Here is a 25,476-nt window from a genome sequence, read left to right as displayed (position 1 = left end):
CAGACTCATTGTGGGTTAGCGTAGCGGAACACAACGTCCGATACGGAGTAAAGCCGTTCGCGGCTAAAAGCGAGATGCGATTGCCCGCCCTGTCCCTGCAGCCAACGGGAATAAAGCCCTTCCAGTATGGCGCAAAATGCGTAACACCAACGCGTCTGGCTGTTCTCATCCCGGGAGACCGGTAACCCCTGATGGCGGAACGATAATCCCTCTTCGCTGGCATCAATATCAATATAGCCCCAATTAAACTCCGCAAGCAGCGCGTTGATGTTGGTTTCGAGTTCGCCGATGGTTTGTGAGGCAGGCAGAGGAAAACGTTCCGCCAGCGATGCCCCCATCTGGCGCAAGAAGGGTTGGCTTTCCGCTTCCCCCACGTTTCTCACCATGCCATCAACCATTACCGACAGCAGGTCAAACCAACCGGCCGGCGTTTGCTGCCGTTGAAAATAAGACAGCAGTAAAGGATTAGCCGTACTCGACGTCATTATTTATCTCCCAACATATAGCGGAACCAGATCCCGGCAGTACTTTCGTTATAGTCGCCAAAGGTGTCGTAACCGACCCTACCGCCGACGGTCATGTTCTTGTTCAGGTTGTAATCAATCCCTGCCCGGAAGGTATAGCCAATCCCGTTTTGCGATTTGCTGCCGTACTGCGCTTCTTTTGCAAAACCAGTTTTCACGTAATCTGTTAAAGCGCTTTGCATTGCGGAGTCTGTCGGGAAGTAATTGCTAGCATCCTGGGTGTAGGATTGATACCCCACAGAGCCTCCAAGGCTAAGCTTCCAGTTGTCAATTTTCTGTGAAAAATCAACTGGCAATGACACGCTGACATAATTTTGGGGGCTAAAATAGCCGCCCTGCCCGAAAGTGAAGTAACTGAGGTTTTTCGAGAAATCCATCCAACTGACGCTTAAACCTGTTTGCAGTTGACGGAAATCATCATGCCATGGGCGCAGATAGACTCCGGCGTCTGCGTTCATACTGGTGTTGCTCGCCACATTTTCACCAATGTAACTGTAACCACCACCGCCAACGAAGAAGCCTGCGTCACCGTCGTCATAGCTTAATTGCACGGTACCGCCGTTTTTAGTCACCTGGCCCCAGGTTTTGCCTGAGTAAGCGTCTTTCAAACCAACATACGAGAGCAAACTATCAGTCACGGCGCGGCGCTCGCCGGTGAAGATCAATGAGAGGTAGTTAGATAACTTAGGTGACCATTTCACCCCACCGACCAGTGTATTCAGATCCTGGCCCAGCGGCGTGCTGCCAATATCCAGGCGATAGCTGTCACCGCTAAGCGCCATATTAAGCTCTACACCGTTCCCATTTTGCGAGTCTGTTGAAACATCGCCTGGCTGCGAGACGTCAGCCTTTAGTGAGGAACGGTTCAGATAGTTTCGTAGCGCCCCCCCCTCTGCGGCATTTAGCGCGGCAAGGTTCGTCAAACCTCTCGATGTGAATTGACCAAAATCGGCCGAAGAGACCTCGCTAAGCCCATCCAATGCAGCGGCAGCCGGATGCAACACCAAATATTGCGCTTTCTGATCTGCTGTCATGCTCGCCAGCGAATTGATCTCATTATTGATTGTCGATGCTAAATTTGATGCCGCATTCGCCAGCGGGTTCGAGCCATAGCGTCGCCAGGCATCGCCAGAAGCACTCCCGGCACTCAGGGTGATCGGCGTGGCGGTAAACTCGAAGCGCGACTCACCAAACGGCGAACTTGACCAGGTCAGCGGCGTTTTGGCTTCGGTCAGTTTACTGGTGCCCGACTCACCGTCACGGCCACGGATATCGACCTCGCCCTGCAACCACATCCCTTTCTTCTCATCAAGCTCCTGCATCATGTTATCAACCTGACGCAGCGTGCGGCTTTGCGCGGTCTCGACCGGCAAATCGGTACGGGTTGTGCCCGGTAAACTGCTCCCCGGCTCACGAGCCACTTGCGCGACCTGCCACGGCAGAATAGTGCCGTACAACGCCTGTGGAGAACTCGACTGCGGCGGCGTTTTACTGGTGGTAGTAAACGGATTATCTGCCAACAGTATGCCGCCAATCGTCGGCGTAGCGGCGCTATTAGACGACTCCAGCCCCACCAGCTTGCCGCGTGCGCTACGTAAGTAGGTCATCGCCTGCTGGTGGTTGCCTTTTGCCTCTTCCAGACGCGCCAGCAACAGCATGCGTTCCGGTGAGCTGTCGCTACGCAGACCGCTGGCAAGGGTAGTAGCTTTCTGCACGTTATTCTCGGACAGCGCAACGTCGATAGCCCCCACACGTGCCGCCTGATCCTCGGTATCACGGGTCATCAGGTAGTCATAGAGCACGCCCGCTTCTTTGTTCATTTTGCCTGTCTGGTACAGACGGCCCATGGCGAACATCAAATCGGTGTTTTGCGGGTCGCTTTGCAGCGCACGGATCAGCTTGTCATACGCCGCGGCGTAGTTGCCCTCTTCACGCAGTTTGTCGGCTTCATTAATCACGTAGCCATTGCGGATCCCCGCAAGCTGAGCAGGCGTACTGCGCGCCTGTAGCTCCGGGTTCGACATCAGGGTTTGCGCTTCCTGAGTAAGCCCCGCCTGGTTCAGTACCGCTATCTGATCGGCATAATCCCCGGCGTTGCCTTCTACGCCATCTTTAATACTGTTGCGCACCAGCGATACGGCGGTGGTGATGTCACCCGAACGGGCAAGCATCCGCGCCAGTTTCCCTGCATCGACCGGGCTTTTCGGCGGCTGACTGGCCAGCGCTTTCAGCGTATTGGACGCCGCGGTCATGTTCCCTTGTGAAAGGTAACGTTCTGCCGTCGCCATTTGCAGGTTGTAATTCACACTTTCCGCCAGATCGCGCATCTGGCTATTACGGCTGGACGGCGGAATACGCGCCAGCAGAGAGTTGGCCTGCTGCCAGGCCCCGCTTTCGCTGGCATAGAGCGCAGCGGCGTACAGTGAATTGCTGTTAGCACCATCGCGACCCGCCGGGATCATCACCGTGGCCGCTTCACCTTCCTGCCCGGATTTTTGCAGCAGGCGGGCAAGGTCAAGACGCAACCACGGATCATCCGGCACGCGGGCAACGCCCTGGCGCAGTACCGAAATCGCCTGGTCAGTATTACCGGCCTGGACCAGTTGCTGTGCCTGACGGCGAATCGGATCGCCAGGCGCCCCCGCGACCACACGCGGCTGCAGTTTTTCCTGCAGGCTGGCGGGTAAAGTGCGCAGCATCGCCTGCGCTTCTTCCGTTTTATTCTGGTCGCGCAGGACGTAATAGAGGTTTTCCCTTGCCGGGGCGTTCTGCGGCTGCTCGTTGAGAAGACCTCGCAGGGTCTGTTCGGCCTGCGAAAAGTCTTTGTTCTGCCGCAGTACAGAAGCACGGAACAGTTTTCCTGCCGTGCCACGCTCCCCGCTCTCTTGTGCCAGCGGGGCCGAAAGCGCCAGCGCCTGGCTAATATTACCCTCTTTCAATGCCTGCTGAGCCTGGGCGAGCTGACCGTAAAACGCCGCGTCTGCGGCCTGATTTTTACGCTCATCAGAAGCATCCCCGCCCTGACTGGCTGCCCGATTCAGATACTGTGCCGCCGCTTTGTAATCACCGCTACGCTGGGCGATGTAGCCCATCCCGGCAAGGGCGTCAGCATCGTTAGGGTTGGTTTGCAGCACCTGCTCAAATTTGTTTTTTGCCGCACTGTTATCACCGCTGTTCAGCGCGGTATAGCCCGCGCCTTTCGCCGCGCCGCCGACATTTTTACGGTAATAGTTTTGGACATCAGTATCCTGCGGATGCCGCTGTAGCCAGGTGTCGTAGAAGCGCTCATCGCCTGCCTGCGGCCCCAGCCATAACAGCGCCTGACGCAACCCGTCATCGGCCTCTTTACTGCCGCTGGCCATCGGTTCGAGCAACAAAATGCCGTCGCGGCGTGTCTCTTCACGCCAGGTCAGGATTTTGCCGAGTGCAATGCGCGCCGAGGTATCCTGCGGGTTATGCATCACGAAATTTTTCAGTTGCGACACGGCCTGCGGATAAAGAGTTTTATCTCCCGCCATCGTCTGGTAGTACTCAGGGGCGAGGCTGGGTGGCGGCGTATCGCCGTTAAACATGCTGCGCCAGGTCGCCAGCGCCGCCGGTACGTTACCGCTGCGCGCCTGCTGGCGGGCAAGGCTCAATTGCCCCTGCGGAACCTGCGTCAGTTGTTTGGCATTATCCAGCGCCTGCAACCCCGGATCGTCAGGAGAAACCTGCGCCAGCCGCGAACGCCACTGGGACGAGACTTGCAGATCGCCATTTTGCTGCGCCCATAACGCCATCAGGTACATCGCCTGGGTGTTATTGGCATCCACCATCAACACTTTACGCAGCGACTCCATCGCCAGGTCATCGTGGGATTTCTCATGCCAGTAATTCGCCTGGTCAAATAAGGCTTTAAGCGCGGCATCATTCGCGGCGGCATGGGCCAGCCCTGGTATACCGAAAGTGAGCGCGCTGGACAGGCACAGCGTCGTCAAACGGCGGGCGGTTTTTATCATCATTCTTGTCACCCTCTTATTTGCGGTTGTCCAAATCCAGACGTCGTTTCGCGCGGTTTCTCAGCCAGACAAAGAGCACCGAGCCAACGATACAACCAAATAGCAGCCCTAAAATCGCCAGCAGCGCCGAGTGCTGATTTGCATACCAAATCACCCGCATTTGCGTTGGCATCTCGCCACTCGGGAACTGCTCACCCACGCGGAAGCTGCGCACGCCGTTCTCATTGGTGATCACCGCTGCGTCGCCACGGATCCCGGCGTTAATTTTCGCTGAGGCGAGGTCACCGTGCAGACGTGAGAGCTGCTCGTCATTGCTGCCGATAGCCAGTACCACCAGACGATCGTTATTCCACGGTGAACGGAAGCTGACAAACCCGCGCCAAGCTTCGTTGGAGGAGAAGTAGCGGTCGGCTTCCAGCCCGTCTGATGCCCAGTCCCCTGCTATCCAGCGTTTGATACGCTCCCAGGTCGTTGGCTCACGTACGCCCAACGTCGAGTCGTGCATCACAAACGGCGAGGTATTGAGGATCGCGCGGTTAAAGTCATGCTGATCCAGGCCCGTGACCGCCAGCACATCGCGGTCGTTTAGCAGTTCAACACCCGCCCCGCCAGTGGGTACGCCGAGCAACACGCGGTTGCGGCCCAGCGCCGTTCCCGTCGCGTTACCGGAACGTGCCGCCATATCTAAAAGCGTGGCAATCTGCGTTTCAGTCGGTTTTTCCGGCAGCATCAGCACCGTTTCCGAATAATCCGCAAGCCGGGTGAACGGGAAGGACGCGCCCACAAAATAAGAGAGGTTCGGCAACAGCGCGAAGTGACGCGTATGGCTGAGATCAATCCACGAGTCGTCTTCGATACGGCTCTTAATGTTATTGTTCAGCAGCACGCTACACGGGGCGCTCGCCTTGGGTTGAATGTTGAAGTACAGCGAGAGCTGGTTGTCGCCATAGATCATGTACGGCTCCAGCGGCATATCAAACTTCTCCTGGCGCGCATCACCGCCAAGCTTATGCCACAACGTTTCCAGCGCCCCCTGCTTATTCACCGGCAGGTTATGCAGGAAAGTATCGTTCATGGTCATGCTGAGCCACGAACGGTCTTCATCAATCCAGCTTTCCGTCGGGAAACGGTAACCAATGTGCAGAGGAATCGTTTCGCCATCCCACAGGAACAGATCCGGTGCCGCACGGAATGCTACGCGCAACGCATCGTGCCACAGCCCCGTGGTGGTCAGGCTCTGATCTTTACGGATCAGTTCTGACAGTTTTACCGGACGATCGGTAGGGATCCAGCGCGGCGCATCGTAAGGTTTACTCGCCGGGATCGTTTGGGTGGTGACATCCACCGACGGCGTCTGCATGGCGAAATTGCCACGGGTTAAACGCCATGCCGCCGCACGCAGGCTGGCATCATCTTTACCCACCACCAGCAGCAGCTTATAAACCGGGTTTGCCGGGTTATCGACCACTTTGAGTAGCGGCTGCTCGGTAGCCGGCAGCGTCAGGCCACCAATTTGCTCGCCCGGATGACCAATCAGGATGCCGTTCTTTTCCGGCAAGCGGTCATGATAGGCGGCAAACGACACGCCACGGTAGTCTGCCTGGATCCCCATCCACGATGAGATCAGCGCACTGGCGCTTAAGGTATCGCCACTGAGCTTCGCCGGGAAAGCCATGGCGATCGCCGCCGGGGTCATTTGCATGCTGTCAAAGAACGGGCGCGGGAAGTGGCTTAAATCAGCGCCAATGTCCAGTTGCTGCCCTTCCAGCTCGAAACGGGAATCCGCCATGATGGTGACGCGATATTTATCGCTCAGGTCGCGCTGGCACTGCATGGCATCGCCATCGTTGATTTTAAAGCTCAGGTTGTTGCTCGACACCATCAGTGCGGAGGGAATATCCAACTGATAACGCGCGGTGTCGCTGTCGGTCACGGTCAGCGGTACCGTCCCCAGCGGCTGACCATTTAGCATCAACTGCATGGTGGCATTGCGCGCCACCATCGCGGGCGACACTTTCAGGTTCAGTTCAAGGCGCGCCGTGGTAATCACCTGGTCCACGGGCAGGGTAAAGGAGGCGCCCCCCTGGAACTGACCACCCGTCAGGGAAATCCCTTCCGGGAAACCCATCTGCGCGAGACTGATGCTGTTAACCACCGAAGGAATAAATACCGGTGCGCCCGGCGGCGGCACGGGTGGCGTCTCCGCCGGCTCGTTTAATTTCAGTAGCGACTCGATGGAGGTGTCTTCGGCATGCAGCGGCATCATAAAAAGTGCGCCGACCAGCACAGCCAGTGTTGTCAGACGTTTCATGCGTTGCCCTCCTCCTGGGAAGCGGCCTGGTCCTGGCTGGCGCGCAAACGGCGATTTTCTCGACGGTCTTTCCAGGTCAGCCAGAAGAGGTCAAACACACAACGCATAATGGTTCCCAACGAACGGAACGGGTTGTCCTGAGGTTTCGGTGGGTGAATCCATGCATCCGCACGGGAGAGCACCACGCGCACCAGTTCACGACGGCGGGCGAGCGGGATGTCTTCAAACATCAGACGAATCGATTCTTCATCCGTGGCGATGGTTTTTACCGGAATGAGGATCGCGCCGGATTGCAGCAGCAGCTCAATCTCTTCAATCTCATCATCGAGATGGCGATCATCCGGTGCCACAATACGGCAGCCGCCCATCGACAGGTCAGCGGTATGGCTGCGCGACACCACGCCGCTGGCATGGTGGAGCAGTACCGGGATTTCCGCATCAATACGAATGGTTTTGCGCGTCTGTCGGGTTTCGCGCGCAACGGCAATCGCGGCCAACAGAAAGATCAGACTGTACAACCCCCAACCGACGTTTAGGGCGATAACGCGCGGATCCACGCCAAAGTAGTCATGAGCACAGGCGCGAACGATACCGGCAATCACTCCGGCCGCCAGCAGCAGGGCGATAATCAAATGCGGGCGCACCACGCTAAAATCAAAGTACCCCACGTCCAGCAGCGCACCCTTGTCGGTCACGTTGAATTTGCCGCGTTTCGGGAAAAACATCGTCACCACAGTCGGCAATGCAATGTGGAAGGCCAGCACCAGGTCGTAGATCTCCCCCCAGAAGCTATAGCGATGCCGCCCGTTCATGCGCGAGTTGACGTAAATCGCGAGGAACAGATGCGGGAGCGCATAGGCGAAAACCAGGCTCGCTGAGGAGTGAATGATGTTCAGGTTAAACAACAGATAGGCCAGCGGCGCGGTCAAAAACGCAATACGCGGCAGCGCGAACTGGTAGTAAAGCATGGCGCTCAGATAGCACAGGCGCTGTTGGATAGTCAGGCCGCGACCAAACAGCGGGTTATCCAGACGGAAAATCTGCGTCATCCCACGCGCCCAGCGGGTACGCTGGATAACGTGCAGCACCAGACGTTCAGTCGCCAGACCGGCAGCCAGTGGGATATCCAGGAATGCCGAGCCCCAACCACGGCGCTGCAACTTGAGTGCGGTGTGAGCATCTTCGGTAACGGTTTCTACGGCAAAACCGCCAATCTCTTCCAGCGCGCTACGGCGAATCACCGCACAGGAGCCGCAAAAAAAGGTGGCGTTCCAGTTGTCGTTGCCCTGCTGAATCGGTCCGTAGAACAGCGACCCTTCGTTAGGGATGTTACGTCCAACGGAGAGGTTACGCTCGAACGGGTCCGGCGAGTAGAAATAGTGCGGTGTCTGCACCAGCGCCAGTTTCGGATCTTTCAGGAAACCACCCACCGTCGCCTGCAGGAAGATGCGTGTCGCAACGTGGTCGCAGTCGAACACGGTAATCAACTCACCCTGCGTCAGCTTCATGGCGTGGTTGAGGTTACCGGCTTTGGCGTGATTGTTGTCGTTACGCGTGATGTACCCGACGCCAACGTCTGCGGCAAAAACAGCAAACTCGCGGCGTTTGCCGTCATCCAGCAGGTAGATATTCATCTTATCGCTAGGATAATCAATGCATTGCGCCGCCAGCACCGTATCACGCACCACATCCAGTGGTTCGTTATAGGTAGGAATATAGACATCCACCGTCGGCCACTGGGTCATATCATCCGGCAGCGGCACAATTTCGCGTTTTAACGGCCAGACCGTCTGCAGATAGCTCAGCAGCAACATGACCCAGACGTAGACCTCCGCCAGAAACAGCCCCATCCCAAGAATGGTTTCAATTTCGGAATTAAAATGCAGGGTTTGCGTCAGGCGGAAATACATATAGCGCGTCGATAATAAAATCGACATGACCACCATAATGACAGACACACTGCGTTTTTTGCTAAACCCCATTAAAAACAGCACACCGATACTGAGCAGACCAAAAATATACTGTTTCTGGCTGTCCATAGGCGTAATGATGACCAGCAGCGCAACAGGTAGCATTGCCAGTACCAGCAAAACATAAAGGAACTTTTTCATAGGTTGCCCTGCGCGAATTAGAAGCCAGACATTTTCGGTTTACTGTGAACCGTGCCGTCTCCGATTTTTACGCCTAAGATTCCGGCGACTCTTTTTGCAATGAGTTCGATATCGAATGCAGCGGCGGATGCAGGACTAAAGTCGAAAACCGACTGCTGCGAGGCATTCGCTTCTATGACGCTTTCATCACGATGAATAACGCCTAAAAGTTGATTACCTAATTTCTGTTCCATAAATGCGGTGACATCCCGGCTGACCTGACGACGGTTGTCGCTCTGGTTGAGCACGAAGTAATGGCCCGCTTTTCGATTGAGGACATCCCCGGTCAGACGGTGATTTTCAACGTGAGGCAACAGGGAAAGAGAGGCGGTATCTGCCTGCATGATGACCAGATGCAGATCGGCCAGGCGCGACATGGCTTTCAATGCAGCAGAGGGACCGGGAGGAAAATCGGCCACAATGATCAGGCCCGGATAATTCAGCAACGTGTTGAGGCCACGAATCAGAAAATGTTCGTCATTCGTCAGACGTTCTTCAAATACCAGGCGTTGATCTTCGCTGGCTTCGCCATAAGGCAACACAAAGATATTCCCGCCTGCGGTCAATACGAACTGACTCCAGTCCGAGGACTCGGCTGATTTGGCGACATAACCGCGCTCGTCAGACAGCGGCACGCCAAAGTGCAGACGCAGTGCGTTCTGCACGTCAAAATCCAGCGCCAGGACCTTACTGCCAGAACGCGCAAGGGCGTAAGCCAGATTAGCCGTGAGCGTCGTTTTCCCAACACCACCCTTCGGTGAACAAACACAAATCAACGGCATGAAGCGATCCTTTCTAGCAAAGATTGTAAAGGTTGGTTTTTTTCTACGGTGGGTTTTGCTTCTGGCGCTTTCGTTGCAAACAGCCGGGAATAATCAGCAGGCGCTGTCGCAGACGGAGCAGGTGCGGTGGTGGTCGTTGGTACAACCGGGTTAGCCGCCGGTTGGGCAGAAGGCGCAACGGGTGCCGCCGATTGCGATGCAAGTTGTCCGGCAACTTCACGGAAAATAGACGGGGCGGTCACCGCCGGTAAGTCTGTGTCGACAGGAGGAAGAACGCTTTCGGTGCTGGTTTCGGTGCTGGTTTCGGCGCTTTCAATACTGTCGATAGTATCGATACTTTCGACGCGCTCATGACGTTCGTCGCTCGCGAAGACATCCGGGGCGACAGCCTGCGGTTGCGGCAGCGAAACGTGACCACCCATCGCCAGTTTAGACTCCTCTGTTGCAGGAGCTAGCTGATTCATGATCGCCCAACTTCCATGGTCAGGAGAGAGGTTCTGCGCCGACAGATCCTTGAATTCGTATTTTTGGTTGCGGGTCTTATCCTTAAACCTCTGCAAATCATCATAATGGTTCATAGCTATACTCATGATTTACAAAATAAACTATATACCCACCACCTACATAACCTGAGCGATCAGTTATTGGTAGATTCGTTTTATAATTAGGCTGCTCGCCTGTTGTGTGGGTACGTAGATGCTTTGGCTATTAACAATTCGCCTTATTATCGCGTGATTAAATTACACCAGTGCTAAGGAAGGTGCGAATAAGCGGGGAAATTCTTCTCGGCTGACTCAGTCATTTCATTTCTTCATGTTTGAGCCGATTTTTTCTCCCGTAAATGCCTTGAATCAGCCTATTTAGACCGTTTCTTCGCCATTTAAGGCGTTATCCCCAGTTTTTAGTGAGATCTCTCCCACTGACGTATCATTTGGTCCGCCCGAAACAGGTTGGCCAGCGTGAATAACATCGCCAGTTGGTTATCGTTTTTCAGCAACCCCTTGTATCTGGCTTTCACGAAGCCGAACTGTCGCTTGATGATGCGAAATGGGTGCTCCACCTTGGCCCGGATGCTGGCTTTCATGTATTCGATGTTGATGGCCGTTTTGTTCTTGGTCGAGCTGGGTGCCTCAATGATGGTGGCATCGACCAAGGTGCCTTGAGTCATCATGACGCCTGCTTCGGCCAGCCAGCGATTGATGGTCTTGAACAATTGGCGGGCCAGTTGATGCTGCTCCAGCAGGTGGCGGAAATTCATGATGGTGGTGCGGTCCGGCAAGGCGCTATCCAGGGATAACCGGGCAAACAGACGCATGGAGGCGATTTCGTACAGAGCATCTTCCATCGCGCCATCGCTCAGGTTGTACCAATGCTGCATGCAGTGAATGCGTAGCATGGTTTCCAGCGGATAAGGTCGCCGGCCATTACCAGCCTTGGGGTAAAACGGCTCGATGACTTCCACCATGTTTTGCCATGGCAGAATCTGCTCCATGCGGGACAAGAAAATCTCTTTTCTGGTCTGACGGCGCTTACTGCTGAATTCACTGTCGGCGAAGGTAAGTTGATGACTCATGATGAACCCTGTTCCATGGCTCCAGATGACAAACATGATCTCATATCAGGGACTTGTTCGCACCTTCCCTAACACGCTGTTTATTTCTAGCAAATATATAAATTTCACCTGTACACATGCTATCTTTTTTTTCCCTAAAAATCATTAAAGTAGTTAATAGCAACTCATTACGTTGAACATCAACCTAAGAATCAACTTAATGTGGATAACTAACACAAAAAACCAAATAATACACGGCATGCAGGGTTTTACACCAGTATGAATAGTGAGCGATTTAATTATTGGTTACCTACTGAAATATATAGAAATACTTATTTCATTTAGAACCGGGGTAATGACTCCAACTTACTGATAGTGTTTTATGTTCAGATAATGCCCGATGACCTTGTCATGCAGCTCCACCGATTTTGAGAACGACAGTGACTTCCGTCCCAGCCTTGCCAGATGTTGTCTCAGATTCAGGTTATGCCGCTCAATTCGCTGAGTGTAACGCTTGCTGATTACGTGCAGCTTTCCCTTCAGGCGGGATTCATACAGCGGCCAGCCATCCGTCATCCATACCACGACCTCAAAGGCCGACAGCAGGCTCAGAAGACGCTCCAGTGTGGCCAGAGTGCGTTCACCGAAGACGTGCGCCACAACCGTCCTCCGTATCCTGTCATACGCGTAAAACAGCCAGCGCTGACGTGATTTAGCACCGACGTAGCCCCACTGTTCGTCCATTTCAGCGCAGACAATCACATCACTGCCCGGCTGTATGCGCGAGGTTACCGACTGCGGCCTGAGTTTTTTAAGTGACGTAAAATCGTGTTGAGGCCAACGCCCATAATGCGGGCGGTTGCCCGGCATCCAACACCATTCATGGCCATATCAATGATTTTCTGGTGTGTACCGGGCTGAGAGGCGGTGTAAGTGAACTGTAGCTGCCATGTTTTACGGCAGTGAGAGCAGAGATAGCGCTGATGTCCGGCAGTACTTTTACCGTTACGCACCACGCCTTCAGTAGCTGAGCAGGAGGGACAACTGATGGAGATGGAAGCCACGGGAGCACCTCAAAAACACCATCGTACACTAAATCAGTAAGTTGGCACCATTACCAAAACCGGATAGCCGAACAGCGGTAGGCAATTTGGCTATCGCGTTTGAGCATTATAACGAGCACCACCCGCACAGCGCCTTGGGATACCGTTCACCCCGGGAATTTCTGCGCAGTCGGGTATCACAATCCTAAGCGGGAAAAAGTGTCTGGACCTATGGGGTCAAATCCAGTAGATTTTAAGTTTAAGCTTTGGGAAATCAACAAGACGGCATAGCGAATGATCCCCTCTGGCAAACCAAGCCGACTGTCGCCGAGGCTAATCCCTCTTGTGGTTTTTTTGAGCGGCCTGTGCTCCACCGTAGTGCTTTACCAACTCATCGTCGAGTCCGTCGATCAACGACAACAGGTCTACTTCGACTTCCGCGCCCGGGAGGCTGCTGAGCGCATCGAGAACCGCATGGCCACCTACCAGCAGGTCCTGCGGGGCACGGCCGGGTTCTTTGATGTGCATGATGATGTCGGACGTGAAGATTTCCGAAGGTATTCCGATCGCCAGGCTCTGGACCAGTACCTGCCTGGCATCCAAGGCGTGGGCTTCGCCAGGGCCATCCGGCCTGCCGATCTGCAAACCCACATCGATCAGGTCCGCGCCGAAGGCTTTCCCTCTTACACGGTGCAACCAGCAGGCCAACGAGACCTGTATTCCTCGATCGTGTATCTGGAGCCGTTTTCGGGACGCAACCTGCGTGCCTTCGGCTTCGACATGTATTCAGAACCCGTGCGGCGCGAGGCCATGCAGCGCTCGGTAGATACGGGTGCCATCGCGCTTTCGGGGCGTGTGCGTCTCCAGCAGGAAACGGGGGTTCAGGAGCAGTCGGGGTTCCTGATCTACCAGGCGATCTACGCTACTGACCAGCCAGCGGCAACCGTAGCAGAGCGCCGGGAACAACTGTGCGGCTGGGTCTATGCATCGTTTCGCATGACAGACTTCCTGCAGGGTCTCCTCGGAGAGCAGGAGCGTGACCTGATCATCGACATCTTCGACGGCGAAGAGATGGTTGAAGCGACACGAACTCACTTTGGCAGTTCAGGGCGTACCGATATCCGTCCAAGGTTTGAATCGGTGCATCGGCTGCGCATGATGGGACAAACCTGGACCGTTCGCGTGCATGGCAGCACGAGCCTTCTGCAACGGGTGGACAGAGGGCTACCGATCTTGATCGCGGTAACCGGTGTCTTGCTCAGTGCCATGCTGGCTGGGCTGATGTTTTTGCTGGTGTCGGGTCGGTCCCGGGCAGAAGCGGCGGCCCGCGCGATGACAGAAGACCTGTCTATGGAGAGGTCTCGATTGAGTGCCATTCTTGAAGGCACCCGGGTCGGCACCTGGGAGTGGAATGTCCAGAGCGGTGAAACCGTCTTCAATGAGGAATGGGCGAGGATCGTTGGATACAAGCTCCAAGAGCTTGAGTCGATCTCCATCGGGCACTGTTGCAAATAGTCGGTGGTGATAAACTTATCATCCCCTTTTGCTGATGGAGCTGCACATGAACCCATTCAAAGGCCGGCATTTTCAGCGTGACATCATTCTGTGGGCCGTACGCTGGTACTGCAAATACGGCATCAGTTACCGTGAGCTGCAGGAGATGCTGGCTGAACGCGGAGTGAATGTCGATCACTCCACGATTTACCGCTGGGTTCAGCGTTATGCGCCTGAAATGGAAAAACGGCTGCGCTGGTACTGGCGTAACCCTTCCGATCTTTGCCCGTGGCACATGGATGAAACCTACGTGAAGGTCAATGGCCGCTGGGCGTATCTGTACCGGGCCGTCGACAGCCGGGGCCGCACTGTCGATTTTTATCTCTCCTCCCGTCGTAACAGCAAAGCTGCATACCGGTTTCTGGGTAAAATCCTCAACAACGTGAAGAAGTGGCAGATCCCGCGATTCATCAACACGGATAAAGCGCCCGCCTATGGTCGCGCGCTTGCTCTGCTCAAACGCGAAGGCCGGTGCCCGTCTGACGTTGAACACCGACAGATTAAGTACCGGAACAACGTGATTGAATGCGATCATGGCAAACTGAAACGGATAATCGGCGCCACGCTGGGATTTAAATCCATGAAGACGGCTTACGCCACCATCAAAGGTATTGAGGTGATGCGTGCACTACGCAAAGGCCAGGCCTCAGCATTTTATTATGGAGATCCCCTGGGCGAAATGCGCCTGGTAAGCAGAGTTTTTGAAATGTAAGGCCTTTGAATAAGACAAAAGGCTGCCTCATCGCTAACTTTGCAACAGTGCCTGGAAAGGTTACATTTCTAAAAATTATAACGCTGACCTGGGGACCGGGAATATGTATTCATTTATCGCACGCCAGCCTATTTTTGACACAAAAATGCAGACCGTCGCTTATGAGCTGCTTTTCAGGGACGGAATGAACAATGCCTTTCCCGATGTTTCACCAGAATACGCCACGTCCAGAATGATTTCTGACCAGTTTTTATGCATCCCTGTTCCCCGTATAGCCAACAATCACAGTTCTTTTATTAATGTGCCGCACCAGATGATCATTAACGGACTGGGCAATACGCTGCCGAATGAAAAAGTGGTCATCGAAATTCTGGAAAATGCAGTCCCGGATGATGCGCTTTTCTGTGCCGTAAAGGATATGCACGACAGGGGTTACCAGCTTGCGCTCGATGATTTCACGATGGATGATGAATGGGACCGCTTTATGCAGTATATTTCTGTCATCAAATTTGATGTCAGAGACAATGACTATGAAGATATCCGGCAATATATCCACAGAAAAAGTCAGCTTCTGCAGGGCATAAAATTCCTTGCTGAAAAAGTGGAAACAAGGGACGAGTTTGAGCTTTACAGCCGGGCGGGTTTCGCGCTTTTCCAGGGATTTTTCTTCAGTCGCCCGGAAATCCTCAGAAATAAATGCCTTTCCCAGAACCCCCTGCCACTCTCCAGGCTGATGATGGAGGTGAACAGGGAAAACCTGGACTTTGCCGCGGTCGAACGTCTGCTTAAAACCGATCTGACGCTGTCATATAAAATCATGCGCTACGTCAGAAACATGCTGTTTAAATCACATGGCATAATTCAGGCGGACAATCTTACCCTGAAAGAAATGCTGATGTATCTGGGGGGCAATGAACTCCGGCGGTTTGTTGCGGTGGCCGCCCTTTCAAATATGGGGCGTTCCGGCATCAGTGAACTTTATCATCTGAGCATGGTTCGCGGAAAATTCTGCGAATTAATTGCCGGAAAAATAAATAATGTTTCATTATCCTATAACGCATTTATATGCGGTCTGTTTTCATTGCTGGATGTCATTCTTGAACTCCCCATGGACGATTTAATTAAACAGATTTCAATCCCGCAAAACGTAACTGCCGCGCTTTGTGAACATAAAGGTGAACTTTTTGACATACTGACCCTGTCGTTATGTTATGAGAAACTTAACTGGGAGGAAACCGCGAAAATATGTAATACCCTCAATATCAGCGAGTTCACTGTTATAGAAACCATGCAGGCCGCAACAAAATGGGCGGACGAGCTCGCCGTCTGTTAAGGATATTTATCACAAGACAGGTAATGACTCCAACTTATTGATAGTGTTTTATGTTCAGATAATGCCCGATGACTTTGTCATGCAGCTCCACCGATTTTGAGAACGACAGCGACTTCCGTCCCAGCCGTGCCAGGTGCTGCCTCAGATTCAGGTTATGCCGCTCAATTCGCTGCGTATATCGCTTGCTGATTACGTGCAGCTTTCCCTTCAGGCGGGATTCATACAGCGGCCAGCCATCCGTCATCCATATCACCACGTCAAAGGGTGACAGCAGGCTCATAAGACGCCCCAGCGTCGCCATAGTGCGTTCACCGAATACGTGCGCAACAACCGTCTTCCGGAGCCTGTCATACGCGTAAAACAGCCAGCGCTGGCGCGATTTAGCCCCGACGTATCCCCACTGTTCGTCCATTTCCGCGCAGACGATGACGTCACTGCCCGGCTGTATGCGCGAGGTTACCGACTGCGGCCTGAGTTTTTTAAATGGCGGAAAATCGTGTTGAGGCCAACGCCCATAATGCGGGCGGTTGCCCGGCATCCAACGCCATTCATGGCCATATCAATGATTTTCTGGTGCGTACCGGGTTGAGAAGCGGTGTAAGTGAACTGCAGCTGCCATGTTTTACGGCAGTGAGAGCAGAGATAGCGCTGATGTCCGGCAGTGCTTTTGCCGTTACGCACCACCCCGTCAGTAGCTGAACAGGAGGGACAGCTGATAGAAACAGAAGCCACTGGAGCACCTCAAAAACACCATCATACACTAAATCAGTAAGTTGGCAGCATCACCATGGGCGAGGTATCTAATGCGCTTACAGGACGAAGATAAAGTCTTGAGTGTTCTGGCTGCAAAGTAATCTCTTGAGTTACGATTTATAAAGTGGAGTATATTGTTGTTTTAAAGATATCAGATCCAGGGTTCGCAATAGGGATGTAATGTTAGTGGCAAAATATTCAGTTGCACATGGTAACAGTCTGCTATTTGCTCAGAGCGGACAGTCAGATTTGATTGTACTTTGTCTACGGTAACTGTCACTTCGAGCTAATACACTTATTTTGAACTAGATTACCAATTCCTTTTTGATCCGGTAGAACGTTGCACGACTGATATCAGCAGCTTTCATTATGTGAGCTGGTTTAACGTTCTGTGCCAACATTTCACGTACCACTTCACGGGCTTCCATATCTTTCTCTTTTCCCGTATACAAACCTGCCTGTTTTGCTCTCTCGATCCCCTGTGCCTGGCGTTTACGGCGGGTTTCATAATCTTGTCGTGCCATTGTCGCAAGGATATCGATCAGCATAGCATTGACTGCCCGAAGAATGCCGCTGGTAAGGTCGTTGCCGGACATTTCAACCATCTGCCAACTGGTCGGTAAGTCCATTGATACTATCACCAGCCCTTTACTGTTCAGCGTAGCTTTGAGTTCAGCCCATTCTTCATGTTTAAGGCGGCTGAGACGGTCAATCGATTCGATGAGAAGCAGATCGCCGGGTTGTGCTTCCTCAAGGAGATGCATCAGTTCCACACGCTCCAGCTTAGCACCACTGGCATTTTCAATGTATTCTCCGGCTACCTGCCATTTTTTGCTATGCGCAAATTCGCGCAGACTTACCAATGCACGGTCGGCATGCTGGCTTTCAGTAGATGCTCGGCAGTAGATACGGACATTCATTATGAATTCTCTTTTAAGTATTAATTTGATACCCATATGATACATTGCGGATTTTTGTTGTCAATAGAGTTAAATTGAACCCTATTGAGACTTTGTATCATGGTCTTTATCAGGTATACCTAAAAGAGATATTGTTCGGATGGTATTCAGATCTTGCTTGGGGTATACGATTTGGTCAGTTTCTGTAGCTGAAGCACTCCGGTTTCATTTCAGCAGGTCTTAATCAAATTCAGTGTGCCATACATGCGGCACGAAAAAGTCTGGCATCAATGTGACCAGTTCTATCACCCACCACAGTCACTACAGTGGCCACACAGTTGGGGACCCAAAGGATGTTGTTTACCATTTTGCAATGGTTGACAGCTACCCGAAAGCAACTCCTCTTCGAGAGCGCTCAATTCCTCAGTTAATCGGGTTTGCAATTTTAGTTTGTTGAACCCATCCACACTGGGCGTAAGTGTATAGTTGTGATGACCTGCCCCCACGATTAGATACAACACTCAGTTAGTAACGTCGGAATCTTCATTCTCAGAATGACCCTTTCTCCAGCCCGCTGCAAATTCAGACGGTGTCTGATAATTCAGCGTGGAGTGCGGGCGGCATTCGTTATAATCCTGCCGCCAGTCATTAATAATTTTCCTGGCATGAACGATATCGCTGAACCAGTGCTCATTCAAACATTCATCGCGAAATCGTCCGTTAAAGCTCTCAATAAATCCGTTCTGCGTTGGCTTGCCCGGCTGGATTAAGCGCAACTCAACACCATGCTCAAAGGCCCATTGATCCAGTGCACGGCAAGTGAACTCCGGCCCCTGGTCAGTTCTTATCGTCGCCGGATAGCCTCGAAACAGTGCAATGCTGTCCAGAATACGCGTGACCTGAACGCCTGAAATCCCAAAGGCAACAGTGACCGTCAGGCATTCCTTTGTGAAATCATCGACGCAGGTAAGACACTTGATCCTGCGACCGGTGGAAAGTGCGTCCATGACGAAATCCATCGACCAGGTCAGATTGGGCGCCGCCGGACGGAGCAGCGGCAGACGTTCTGTTGCCAGCCCTTTACGACGTCTTCTGCGTTTTACGCCCAGGCCACTGAGGTGATAAAGCCGGTACACGCGCTTATGATTAACATGAAGCCCTTCACGGCGCAGCAACTGCCAAATACGACGGTAGCCAAAACGCCTGCGCTCCAGTGCCAGCTCAGTGATGCGCCCTGATAAATGCGCATCAGCAGCCGGACGGTGAGCCTCATAGCGGCAGGTCGACAGGGATAAACCTGTAAGCCTGCAGGCACGACGTTGCGACAGACCGGTCGCATCACACATCAACATCACGGCTTCCCGCTTCTGGTCTGTCGTCAGTACTTTCGCCCAAGAGCCACCTGAAGCGCCTCTTTATCCAGCATGGCTTCGGCAAGCAGCTTCTTGAGTCTGGCGTTCTCTTCCTCAAGCGACTTCAGGCGCTTAACTTCAGGCACCGCCATACCGCCATACTTCTTACGCCAGGTGTAAAACGTGGCATCGGAAATGGCATGCTTGCGGCAGAGTTCACGGGCGGGTACCCCAGCTTCGGCTTCGCGGAGAATACTGATGATCTGTTCGTCGGAAAAACGCTTCTTCATGGGGATGTCCTCATGTGGCTTATGAAGACATTACTAACATCGGGGTGTACTAATCAACGGGGAGCAGGTCAATCACTGGGTTATCACTGATTGTCCTTGGGTTTGTCATGCTTGCATGGATGCTGACACAACGAGGATTTCGTTACTATTTTGCCTGGGTGGTCCTTGATTTTCGAGGTGTGGTTGAAGATATCAAAATGCTGATATCATTCCGTCTTCCTGAAGCTCATGCTGGTGGGATTGCTGCTCTGGTTCAGGGGCTTGGTGTACTTGCACTATTGGGCGTTGCATTATGTGGTGGATTCTGGTTTGCTCTCAATACTGCTCTTGGCACGTCACCTGTGCTGACAGAAACCGTCCTGCATGTGCATAAGTTTCTGACTGTATTTATTGAAACCTATTTCTGGGCACATGGTGCGATGGGGTTGCTGCATATCTTCCTCACCGTTCGTAGCCAAAGGAAAAATCCCGTTACCGAATAGTGCTGTAGGTTTATGATGGATAAGATGCCCTGTAATGGTTGGCTAAAACAGACTATAACCGCGCATTTATCCGTCAATGCATTTTCTATTTATCCGTAATTCCGATGAGTATGCGTATTTGAAGGAAAAAATATATGCATCTTGAACGACATAGTATCGAAAAAGTGGGATGGCTGAGGGCAGCTGTACTGGGGGCAAATGACGGAATTGTTTCGACAGCGAGCCTTGTTCTTGGGGTTGCATCTGCAAATAGCAGTCCTTCCGGTGTTTTACTTGCAGGTGTTGCAGGACTGGTTGCCGGAGCTATGTCAATGGCTACAGGGGAATATGTTTCCGTCTCATCTCAGGCGGATACCGAAAACGCAGCACTTGCCCAGGAAAAAAGGGAGCTGGAAACTGATTATCAGGGAGAGGTGCGGGAACTGACTTCACTTTATATGCAACGTGGACTGGAGCCAGAGCTTGCCCGGCAGGTTGCAGAGCAACTTATGGTCAAAGATGCCCTGGATGCTCATGCCCGTGAAGAACTGGGGTTGACGGATATAAATTCTGCACAGCCCCTACAGGCAGCTGTCTTTTCTGCCCTGAGTTTTTCCGCTGGTGCGGTGTTACCCTTAATCGTGGCATGGCTCTCCCCTCTGAAACTGGCTTTTTTGTTGATAATCCTTTCCACCCTTTTTTCACTGGCGGTCCTTGGCTATATATCTTCGGTTTTGAGTAAAGCCTCTCCTGTCAGGGCGATCATAAGAATTACGTTCTGGAGTACCATGGCTATGCTTTTGTCTTTGGGGATTGGTCATTTTGCAGGGCAGGCCCTGCTTTAATGTTATGAAGGGCTTTGTTGAATAAATCGAACTTTTGCTGAGTTGAAGGATCAGATCACGCATCCTCCCGACAACACAGACCATTCCGTGGCAAAGCAAAAGTTCAGAATCACCAACTGGTCCACCTACAACAAAGCTCTCATCAACCGTGGCTCCCTCACTTTCTGGCTGGATGATGAGGCGATTCAGGCCTGGTATGAGTCGGCAACGCCTTCATCACGAGGAAGGCCCCAGCGCTATTCTGATCTCGCCATCACCACCGTTCTGGTGATTAAACGCGTATTCCGGCTGACCCTGCGGGCTGCGCAGGGTTTTATTGATTCCATTTTTGCCCTGATGAACGTTCCGTTGCGCTGCCCGGATTACACCAGTGTCAGTAAGCGGGCAAAGTCGGTTAATGTCAGTTTCAAAACGTCCACCCGGGGTGAAATCGCACACCTGGTGATTGATTCCACCGGGCTGAAGGTCTTTGGTGAAGGCGAATGGAAATCCAGCCAGCTACAGGGTCGTTCGCACGAAATCTTATTTATTCAACAAAGCCGCGCTGTGGCGCTCCTTGGTAGCCGGCATCGGCTGAGACAAATTGCTCCTCTCCATGAAGCAGATTACCCAGCTGATTGAGGTCATGCTCGTTGGCCGCGGTGGTGACTAGGCTGTGGGTCAGGCCACTCTTGGCATCGACACCAATGTGGGCCTTCATGCCAAAGTGCCACTGATTGCCTTTCTTGGTCTGATGCATCTCCGGATCGCGTTGCTGCTCTTTGTTCTTGGTAGAGCTGGGTGCCTCAATGATGGTGGCATCCACCAAAGTGCCTTGGGTCATCATGACGCCTGCTTCGGCCAGCCAGCGATTGATGGTCTTGAACAATTGACGGGCCAGTTGATGCTGCTCGAGCAGGTGGCGGAAATTCATGATGGTGGTGCGATCCGGCAGGGCGCTATCCAGGGATAATCGGGCAAACAGGCGCATGGAGGCGATTTCGTACAGGGCATCTTCCATGGCACCGTCGCTCAGGTTGTACCAATGCTGCATGCAGTGAATACGCAGCATGGTCTCCAGCGGATAGGGCCGTCGGCCATTGCCCGCCTTGGGATAAAACGGCTCGATGACAGCGGTCATATTCTGCCATGGCAGAATCTGCTCCATGCGGGAGAGGAAAATCTCTTTTCGGGTCTGACGGCGCTTAGTGCTGAATTCACTATCGGCGAAGGTGAGTTGATGGCTCATGATGTCCCTCTGGGATGCGCTCCGGATGAATATGATGATCTCATATCAGGAACTTGTTCGCACCTTCCCTAAATTAGCAGCGTTACAGCGTACAGGCACCTACCCGAATCTGACCGTCAACAGCTGTTCGAGCTGCAATGACCGAAGAATGGTTTCAGTTTTTTCTGCTTATTAAAATGTACGTTTGAGAAAGTAGACTCTATGCGGTACGCTCTGGCGTATACTTTTCCCCGATTTTTCACGCAGCGCGCCGGACGCTTTCCGGCCCGGACGGAGCCCCGGATGACACTGATGCCTGACGATGAACCCGAGCAGCTCCCGCCACCGGCGGTCATTCCGCTTGATGTGGATTTCCTGCCGGCGCTGGTTGGTACTGAAAGCCCGGTCGGTCCCGCCCGGGCCTACCTGCTTTCCCTCAATTCCCCCCGCAGCCGGCAGACCATGGCCTCGTTCCTCGGTATTGTTGCCGGCATGCTCGGCGCCGCGTCCCTGGAGTCCTGCAGCTGGGGCAGCCTGCGCCGTCATCACGTTATGGCCGTGACCGAGCTCCTGCGCGACACCGGCCGGGCCACGGCGACCGTCAACACCTATCTTTCGGCACTCAAGGGGGTGGCGAAGGAAGCCTGGATGCTGAAACTCATGGACGTCGAGAGCTTCCAGCACATCCGGGCGGTGCGTAACCTTAGGGGCAGCCGCCTGCCGCGCGGCCGGGCCCTGCCGCCGGAGGAGATACGGGCGCTGTTTGGTGCCTGCGAGGCCGATGACTCCAGCATCGGGGTACGCGATGCGGCAATGCTGGCCGTCATTCTCGGCTGCGGCCTGCGCCGGTCAGAGGCGGTAGGGCTGGATTTGCGTGACGTTGTCACAGATGAGCGGGCGCTCCGGGTGCTGGGTAAGGGAAACAAGGAGCGGTTGGCCTATATGCCGGCGGGCACCTGGCAGCGGCTAAGGACGTGGATCGATGACGTGCGGGGAGAAAAAGACGGGCCGTTGTTCACCCGTATCCGCCGCTTTGACACCCTGACGAACGACCGGCTGACCGACCAGGCGGTGTATCACGTCCTGCAGGTCCGCCAGCGCCAGGCGGGGGTTACAAAATGTGCCCCGCACGATTTAAGGCGAACTTTTGCCACCGCCATGCTCGATAATGGCGAGGATCTCATCACGGTAAAGGACGCGATGGGGCATGCCAGCGTCACCACCACCCAGCAGTACGATCGCCGCGGCGAAGCGCGCCTGCGCACGGCCCGCGATCGCCTGAATCTGACTGACATTTAATATCATATTAAGTTAATAACTTAACAAGAAACCCGTAACAGTAATGCCGGTGGCAGCCGTGCTGCTGTCATATCCGGTACTGTCTGAACAGAGGAGGCGGAACTCCGGACTACGCTGCTTCCCCTGTTGCGCAGTCTGAAGGACGTCTTCATCTTTTCCCTTCGGTAAACGGCCAGCTGGCTGCTCCGCTTTGTATCCCAATACCGCTACCGGCGACTCAGGCCGGATACCAGAGATAACTCACTGATTGGGTACTAGTCATTAAAAAATAGTTTCGCTTAGGAACCGCCGGGTCTGATAACCTGTTGCCCTTTTTCTGGTGCAACCTGTGACCCCGGGCGGGGACATATTATTGATGGAGATCGTAATGCCCGTACTTTTCAGGATGAGGGTAATCCCCTTGGTTTTACTTCTGGCACTCGTTTTTGCATTCTTACTTAACTGGCCGGTGTTGCTGCATTTCTACGATATCCTGAGCCGTCTTGAACATGTGAGGGCGGGGTTCGTCATCTCCATTCCGTTTGTGCTGGTTGCAGCGCTTAACTTTGTGTTTATGCCCTTCTCGGTTCGCTACCTGCTCAAACCCTTCTTTGCCCTGTTGCTGGTCACCGGTTCGGTGGTGAGTTACGCCACACTGAAATATAAAGTGATGTTTGATCAGTCCATGATCGAAAATATACTGGAAACAAACCCACAGGAAGCGCATTCCTACCTGAATGGCTCACTGGTGCTGTGGCTGGTCTTCATGGGCATTCTTCCGGCTATCCTGTTGTTTTTGATTAAAATTGAATATGCAGACAAATGGTACAAAGGGGTTGCCCACCGGCTGCTTTCCATGCTCGCTTCGCTGATCCTGATTGCAGGTGTTGCCGCTCTGTATTACCAGGATTATGCTTCTGTCGGGCGCAATAACCCGACGCTGAACAAAGAAATTATCCCGGCAAACTATGCGTACAGCACTTTCCATTACGTGAAGGATACCTATTTTACGACGAAAATGCCTTTCCGGACGCTGGGGGATGATGCAAGGCGCGTTACCCGGAATGGTAAACCCACGCTGATGTTCCTGGTAATTGGCGAAACGGCACGGAGCCAGAATTTCTCCATGAACGGCTACCCGCGTGACACAAATGCCTTTACCAGCAAAATCGATGGCGTTATTTCGTTCAGGAATATGCGTTCCTGTGGCACGGCGACCGCAGTCTCGGTGCCCTGTATGTTCTCGGATATGAACCGGACGGATTACGATGGTAAAAAGGCTGCCGGCAGTGAAAATGTCCTCGACATCGTGCAGAAAACGGGGGTTTCGCTGTTGTGGAAAGAAAACGATGGCGGGTGTAAAGGCGTATGCAGCCGTATCCCGACTGTCGAAATTAATCCCGGTATCAGTAAAAAACTGTGTGACGGTAAAACCTGCTATGACGATGTTATGCTGGAAAACCTGGATACCGAAATCGGCAAAATGGCCGGAGACAAGCTGATCGCCTTCCATATGATTGGCAGCCATGGACCGACCTATTACCAGCGTTATCCGGCAGAGCATCGTCACTTCATGCCGGAATGTGCGCGCAGCGATATCGAAAACTGCACGCAGGAACAGCTGGTTAATACCTACGACAATACCATTCGCCACACCGACTATGTGTTAGCGCAGATGATTGAAAAGCTTAAGCAATACAGCGAACAGTACAACACCGTACTGCTGTATGTGTCCGATCACGGCGAATCTCTGGGAGAGAGCGGACTGTATCTGCACGGTACCCCCTACAAACTGGCACCGGATCAGCAGACGCACATCCCGATGCAGCTCTGGATGTCGCCAGGCTTCATTGCTGCTAAAAATATTAACGCCGCGTGTCTGCAGCATAATGCCGTTAACAGGACATATTCCCACGATAACCTTTTCGCGTCCGTACTGGGGCTCTGGGACATCACCACCGGGGCCTATCTTCCGGAAAGCGACCTGTTCCGCGAATGTCGTGGATAGCCTACATACTCGGTCGATTTCCGGAAACAAACAGCCTGCTGCCGGAAATTATAAAATTTTGCTGACGGCGTGCATGCCGTCAGCGCCTGTTTGCCTGCTCCCGAAGCAGGCATTTTTTTACCTGAGTCGACCTGTCTGACATACATCGCCGCGCTTACCCACACCCTTATCCCCGGTTCCTGTGGATAAACCTTACAAAACGGATCCCCGTTTCTGGTACCTTCGGGCGGCAGAATGACCGGTTGCCTCTCGGCCAGCGCGCGGGCCCGTAGTATCTCTGTACCTGGCGTCATACCGGATGCCTGCCGTCTGCATTATCCTGACGGATGGAGCCGTCCATCATAAACCTGCCGGGTTCAGTACGGACGGGTGTCATCGCATTTACGATGAAGACAAAATGTGACTCTGATTATCCCGTTGTGCT

General features: G+C 53.3%; 17 protein-coding genes and 5 pseudogenes. 9 read left to right on the top strand and 13 right to left on the bottom strand.

What is annotated here, in order from left to right; genetic code table 11:
* Positions 1–5: 5 nt before the first annotated feature.
* The 8 genes from LCD46_23120 to LCD46_23085 form a co-directional block, all read right to left on the bottom strand.
* Positions 6–485 carry a cellulose synthase gene (locus LCD46_23120; protein UOY73052.1) on the bottom strand — a complete coding sequence of 160 codons (480 nt, stop codon included), beginning with the start codon at positions 483–485 and terminating at the stop codon, positions 6–8.
* The gene (locus LCD46_23115) at positions 485–4,525 is read right to left on the bottom strand and encodes a BCSC C-terminal domain-containing protein (protein UOY73051.1); all 4,041 of its coding nucleotides are present in this window, start codon (positions 4,523–4,525) and stop codon (positions 485–487) included. The genes LCD46_23120 and LCD46_23115 overlap by 1 nt, the downstream gene beginning before the upstream one ends.
* Before the next feature lie 13 nt (positions 4,526–4,538).
* A complete protein-coding gene (bcsB, locus tag LCD46_23110; protein UOY73050.1) occupies positions 4,539–6,833 on the bottom strand; it encodes a cellulose biosynthesis cyclic di-GMP-binding regulatory protein BcsB in 2,295 nt (764 codons plus the stop codon).
* On the bottom strand, positions 6,830–8,944 hold the full coding sequence (bcsA, locus tag LCD46_23105; protein UOY73049.1) for a UDP-forming cellulose synthase catalytic subunit: 2,115 nt from the start codon (positions 8,942–8,944) through the stop codon (positions 6,830–6,832). The genes bcsB and bcsA overlap by 4 nt, the downstream gene beginning before the upstream one ends.
* Before the next feature lie 17 nt (positions 8,945–8,961).
* Positions 8,962–9,765, bottom strand: coding sequence for a cellulose synthase operon protein YhjQ (yhjQ, locus tag LCD46_23100; GenBank protein UOY73048.1), 804 nt, complete (start codon positions 9,763–9,765; stop codon positions 8,962–8,964).
* Positions 9,756–10,343 carry a cellulose biosynthesis protein BcsO gene (gene bcsO, locus LCD46_23095; protein UOY73047.1) on the bottom strand — a complete coding sequence of 196 codons (588 nt, stop codon included), beginning with the start codon at positions 10,341–10,343 and terminating at the stop codon, positions 9,756–9,758. Before bcsO ends, yhjQ begins: the two co-directional genes overlap by 10 nt.
* A gap of 323 nt (positions 10,344–10,666) precedes the next feature.
* A complete protein-coding gene (locus LCD46_23090) occupies positions 10,667–11,338 on the bottom strand; it encodes an IS5 family transposase (protein UOY73046.1) in 672 nt (223 codons plus the stop codon).
* 345 nt (positions 11,339–11,683) lie between these two features.
* A protein-coding gene (locus LCD46_23085; protein ID UOY73045.1) for an IS1 family transposase occupies positions 11,684–12,381 on the bottom strand; the annotation gives its coding sequence in 2 pieces (ribosomal slippage) (positions 11,684–12,132 and positions 12,132–12,381; 699 coding nt in all).
* Between the two features lie 50 nt (positions 12,382–12,431).
* On the opposite strand from LCD46_23085, the pseudogene LCD46_23080 reads away from it, so the two are divergent.
* From LCD46_23080 to LCD46_23065, 4 genes and pseudogenes are all read left to right on the top strand, one after another.
* Positions 12,432–12,610: pseudogene (locus tag LCD46_23080) on the top strand (integrase core domain-containing protein).
* A 104-nt stretch (positions 12,611–12,714) separates the two neighbouring features.
* A complete protein-coding gene (locus LCD46_23075) occupies positions 12,715–13,875 on the top strand; it encodes a CHASE domain-containing protein (GenBank protein UOY73044.1) in 1,161 nt (386 codons plus the stop codon).
* Between the two features lie 46 nt (positions 13,876–13,921).
* A complete protein-coding gene (locus LCD46_23070; protein ID UOY73043.1) occupies positions 13,922–14,626 on the top strand; it encodes an IS6-like element IS26 family transposase in 705 nt (234 codons plus the stop codon).
* Between the two features lie 103 nt (positions 14,627–14,729).
* Positions 14,730–15,959 carry an EAL domain-containing protein gene (locus LCD46_23065; protein ID UOY73042.1) on the top strand — a complete coding sequence of 410 codons (1,230 nt, stop codon included), beginning with the start codon at positions 14,730–14,732 and terminating at the stop codon, positions 15,957–15,959.
* A 34-nt stretch (positions 15,960–15,993) separates the two neighbouring features.
* Here the strand turns inward: LCD46_23065 and LCD46_23060 are convergent.
* The 4 genes and pseudogenes from LCD46_23060 to LCD46_23045 all read right to left on the bottom strand — a co-directional run bounded on the left by LCD46_23060 (position 15,994) and on the right by LCD46_23045 (position 19,253).
* A protein-coding gene (locus LCD46_23060) for an IS1-like element IS1B family transposase (GenBank protein ID UOY73041.1) occupies positions 15,994–16,691 on the bottom strand; the annotation gives its coding sequence in 2 pieces (ribosomal slippage) (positions 15,994–16,442 and positions 16,442–16,691; 699 coding nt in all).
* A gap of 326 nt (positions 16,692–17,017) precedes the next feature.
* Complete coding sequence (locus LCD46_23055) at positions 17,018–17,632, bottom strand: recombinase family protein (GenBank protein UOY73151.1); 615 nt, start codon at positions 17,630–17,632, stop codon at positions 17,018–17,020.
* A gap of 350 nt (positions 17,633–17,982) precedes the next feature.
* Positions 17,983–18,087: pseudogene (locus tag LCD46_23050) on the bottom strand (reverse transcriptase).
* A 45-nt stretch (positions 18,088–18,132) separates the two neighbouring features.
* Positions 18,133–19,253 (bottom strand): IS3-like element ISSen4 family transposase gene (locus tag LCD46_23045; GenBank protein UOY73147.1). Its coding sequence is split into 2 segments (ribosomal slippage): positions 18,133–18,995 and positions 18,995–19,253, totalling 1,122 coding nucleotides; the frame shifts between segments, so codons are not numbered across the junction.
* Positions 19,254–19,324: 71 nt separating this feature from the next.
* Between LCD46_23045 and LCD46_23040 the strand changes: the two are divergent.
* The 3 genes and pseudogenes from LCD46_23040 (at position 19,325) to LCD46_23030 (ending at position 21,048) form a co-directional block, all read left to right on the top strand.
* Positions 19,325–19,735 (top strand): annotated as a pseudogene (locus LCD46_23040) (cytochrome b/b6 domain-containing protein).
* Between the two features lie 134 nt (positions 19,736–19,869).
* The gene (locus LCD46_23035; protein ID UOY73146.1) at positions 19,870–20,559 is read left to right on the top strand and encodes a VIT family protein; all 690 of its coding nucleotides are present in this window, start codon (positions 19,870–19,872) and stop codon (positions 20,557–20,559) included.
* 42 nt (positions 20,560–20,601) lie between these two features.
* Positions 20,602–21,048 (top strand): annotated as a pseudogene (locus LCD46_23030) (IS5 family transposase).
* A 52-nt stretch (positions 21,049–21,100) separates the two neighbouring features.
* On the opposite strand, the pseudogene LCD46_23025 reads toward LCD46_23030, so the two are convergent.
* Positions 21,101–21,787, bottom strand: a pseudogene (locus LCD46_23025) (IS5-like element ISKpn26 family transposase).
* A gap of 282 nt (positions 21,788–22,069) precedes the next feature.
* Between LCD46_23025 and LCD46_23020 the strand changes: the two are divergent.
* Positions 22,070–23,065 (top strand): tyrosine-type recombinase/integrase, encoded by a 996-nt coding sequence (locus tag LCD46_23020; GenBank protein UOY73145.1) that lies wholly within the window; start codon positions 22,070–22,072, stop codon positions 23,063–23,065.
* 367 nt (positions 23,066–23,432) lie between these two features.
* A complete protein-coding gene (locus tag LCD46_23015) occupies positions 23,433–25,052 on the top strand; it encodes an MCR-10 family phosphoethanolamine--lipid A transferase (protein ID UOY73144.1) in 1,620 nt (539 codons plus the stop codon).
* Positions 25,053–25,476 lie beyond the last annotated feature (424 nt).

Origin of the sequence: Enterobacter ludwigii (assembly GCA_023023105.1) — a bacterium.
GTDB classification, from domain to species: Bacteria; Pseudomonadota; Gammaproteobacteria; order Enterobacterales; family Enterobacteriaceae; genus Enterobacter; species Enterobacter adelaidei.
This window is presented reverse-complemented; position numbering and strand designations above follow the sequence as displayed.